Origin of the sequence: Streptomyces scopuliridis, assembly GCF_042790125.1 — a bacterium.
Taxonomy (GTDB): Bacteria; Actinomycetota; Actinomycetes; order Streptomycetales; family Streptomycetaceae; genus Streptomyces; species Streptomyces scopuliridis_A.
This window is the reverse complement of record NZ_JBHTZS010000070.1, coordinates 1-3,478: the sequence shown is the minus strand read 5'-3', so window position 1 is coordinate 3,478 and position 3,478 is coordinate 1. Positions and strand designations below refer to the sequence as shown.

The window sequence follows — 3,478 nt, the reverse complement described above, 5'->3', positions numbered from 1 at the left end:
GAGCCGGTGGGTACGTCGCTGCGGCGCTGGGCCGAGCGGCTGACCAGCCTCGCCCAGGACCCCGCCCACCTCGAAGAACTCCCCCTGTGGACCGGGATCCTCGAAGGACCCGAGGCCCCTCTCTCCCACCAGCCCTTGCTGCCTTCCCGTGACACCGGCGCCACACAGCGACACCTCCGGCTCACCCTGCCGTCGGACCGTACGCGTCCGCTGCTGACCACCGTGCCGGCCGCTTTCCACGGCGGTGTGAACGATGTGCTGCTGACCGCTCTCGCGCTGGCCGTCGCCGACTGGCGGCGCCGCACTCATCGCGGGGACGCGACGTCGCTTCTCGTCGATCTCGAAGGCCATGGGCGGGAGGACATCGCGGACGGTGTCGATCTCTCCCGTACCGTCGGCTGGTTCACCAGTCTCTATCCCGTACGGCTGGATCCCGGCACACCGGACTGGGACGACGTCGGTGGGGCGCTGAAGCTCGTCAAGGAGCAGGTGCGGGCCGTACCCGGCACCGGCATCGGTTACGGGCTGCTGCGCCACCTCAACCCCGGCACAGCGCCGGTGCTCGCCGCCCTCCCGGGCCCGCAGATCGGCTTCAACTACCTCGGCCGCCTCGAAACCGGCACCGAGACCGACTGGGCCGTGGAGAGCGCGTCCGGCGGTGCCGACGACGGCATGCCGTTCGTCCACGCCCTCGAAATCGACGCGCTGACGCACGACTCGCCCGAAGGCGCACAGCTCAGCGCCACCTGGACCTGGCCGGACGCGCTCTTCTCCGAGGACGACATCCAGGACCTGGCCGAGACCTGGTTCCGCGCCCTGGACGCCCTCGCCGCACACGCGGAACAGCCGGGAGCCGGCGGACGCACGCCCTCCGACCTCCCCCTGGTCCCCCTGGACCAGAGCGAGATCGAACTTCTGGAGCGGTCCTGCCCCGCACTGGCGGACGTCCTGCCGCTGTCACCGATGCAGGAAGGGCTGCTGTTCCACGCCCTGTTCGACGACGAGGCCGCCGACGTCTACACCGTGCAGCTCTTCCTGGGCATGGAGGGCGACCTCGATGTGCGGGCCCTGCGCTCGGCGGCGGAAACACTGCTGCGCAGGCACCCGAACCTGCGCAGCGGTTTCCGGCACGAGCAGGTGGGCAGGCCGGTCCAGGTCGTCCACCACGAGGTGGAACTCGACTGGGACATCCAGGATCTCCGTGGCCTCGACGCGGACGAGCGGTCGGCCCGGCTCGCCGGCATCGCCGCAGGCGAGCGGGGCCGCCGGTTCGATCTGGCGGCGCCGCCGCTGGTGCGGTTCGTCCTCGTACGGCTCGCCGACGACCGGTTCCGACTGGTCATGACCGTCCATCACATCCTGCTGGACGGCTGGTCGATGCCACTGCTGGCGCAGGAGCTGTTCGCGCTGTACGCGCGGGCAGGCGACGACACCGGGCTGCCCCGCCCCACCCCGTACCGGGACTATCTGGCCTGGCTCGCGGGCCAGGACCGCGAAGCCGCCGAGCAGGCATGGCGGCACGCCCTCGCCGGAGTCGGGGAGCCCACCCTGCTGGCCCCGGCCGGTGCCGAGCGTGGGACCCTCCCGCCCGAACGGGTCACGCTGGAGCTGTCACCGGAGCTCACCACCGCGCTCGGCGACCGGGCCCGGCACCTCGGGCTCACCATGAACACCGTTGTTCAGGGCGCCTGGGCCGTGCTGCTCGGCCGGCTCACCGGCCGCGAGGATGTCGTCTTCGGCGCCACGGTGTCGGGACGGCCGCCCGAGATCCCCGGTATCGAGTCGATGGTGGGGCTGTTCATCAACACCCTCCCGGTCCGGGTGGAGTTGAGACAGGACGAGACCCTGGCGCAGCTGCTCACCCGGCTCCAGGAACAGCAGTCGGCACTGATGGAGCATCAGTACGTCGGGCTGCACGACATCCAGCGGCAGGCAGACGTCGGGGAGTTGTTCGACACGCTGACCGTCTTCGAGAACTACCCCCTCGACCCGGGCCTGTTGGATGTCTCCGGCACGGGACTGCGCGTCACGGACGCCGATGCCGACGACGCCACGCACTACCCGCTGACGCTGGTCGTGGTTCCGGGAGCGCGGCTGGGCCTGCGCCTCGGCTACCGGCCCGATCTGCTGACCGCCGGGACGGCCGGAAGCATCGGGGCCCGGCTCGGCCGGCTCCTCGAAGCCGTCGCCGCCACCCCCGACCGGCCCGTCGGGGAGATCGACGTCCTGGACGGGGCGGAGCGCGAGCGGGTGCTCGTGGAGTGGAACGCCACCGAGCGGGCCGTACCGTCCGTCACGCTGCCCGAGTTGTTCGAGGCGCAGGCGGCTCGTACCCCGTTGGCCACGGCGGTGGTCTTCGAGGGCCGTGAGCTGTCCTACGCCGAGCTGAACGCCCGCGCCAACCGCCTGGCGCGGCTGCTCGCCGAACGGGGCGCCGGCCCCGAGGGATACGTCGCCCTCGCCCTGCCGCGCTCCCAGGAACTGATCGTCGCCCTGCTGGCGGTGCTGAAGTCCGGGGCGGCCTATGTGCCGGTCGACCCCGACTACCCGGCCGAGCGGATCCGTTACATCCTCGACAACACCCGCCCCGCGCTCGTGCTCACAACGTGTGACGTGGACGCCGCGCTGCCCGCCACCGACGGTACCGACCGGCTCGTCCTGGACGCCCCAGGGACGGGGGCGGCCCTCGGCGCGTACGCGGACACCGATCTCACCGACGCCGACCGGCTCGCTCCGCTCGGTGTCCTCAACACCGCGTATGTCATCTACACCTCGGGCTCCACGGGCAAGCCCAAGGGCGTCCTCGTCCCGCACGAGGGAATCGTCAACCGGCTGCGCTGGATGCAGGGACGGTACGGCCTCGACGCCTCCGACCGGGTGTTGCAGAAGACGCCGTCCGGCTTCGACGTCTCGGTGTGGGAGTTCTTCTGGCCGCTCATCGAGGGGGCCACACTGGTGGTCGCCCGCCCCGAGGGCCACAAGGATCCTGCGTATCTCGCCCGGCTGATCCGCGAGGAACGGATCACCACACTGCACTTCGTCCCGTCCATGCTGGAGGTCTTCCTCACGGAGCCCACGGTCGCGCGGTGTGACAGCCTGCGCCGTGTGGTGTGCAGTGGCGAGGCACTGTCCGGCGAACTGCGCGCCACGTTCTTCGAGACGCTGGACGTGCCGCTGCACAACCTGTACGGGCCGACCGAGGCGTCCGTGGATGTGACGTCATGGGAGTGCTCGGCCCATGACCCCGCCGGGCCGGTGCCGATCGGCGCTCCCGTGTGGAACACGCGGGTACGCGTGCTGGACGCACGACTGCGGCCGGTGCCGGTGGGCGTGGCCGGGGAACTGTATCTGGCCGGTGTCCAGCTCGCCCGTGGGTATCTGGCTCGTCCGGGGTTGACGGGGGAGCGGTTTGTCGCTGATCCGTTTGGCGGTGTTGTGGGTGGGCGGATGTATCGCACGGGTGATGTGGTGCGGTGGC

The 3,478-nt window shown here is 71.0% G+C and carries 1 protein-coding gene; it reads left to right on the top strand.

The genetic code is table 11. The features are described from left to right. On the top strand, window positions 1-3,478 hold a 3,478-nt coding region (locus ACFRKB_RS38855; protein ID WP_383111294.1), incomplete at both ends, for an amino acid adenylation domain-containing protein.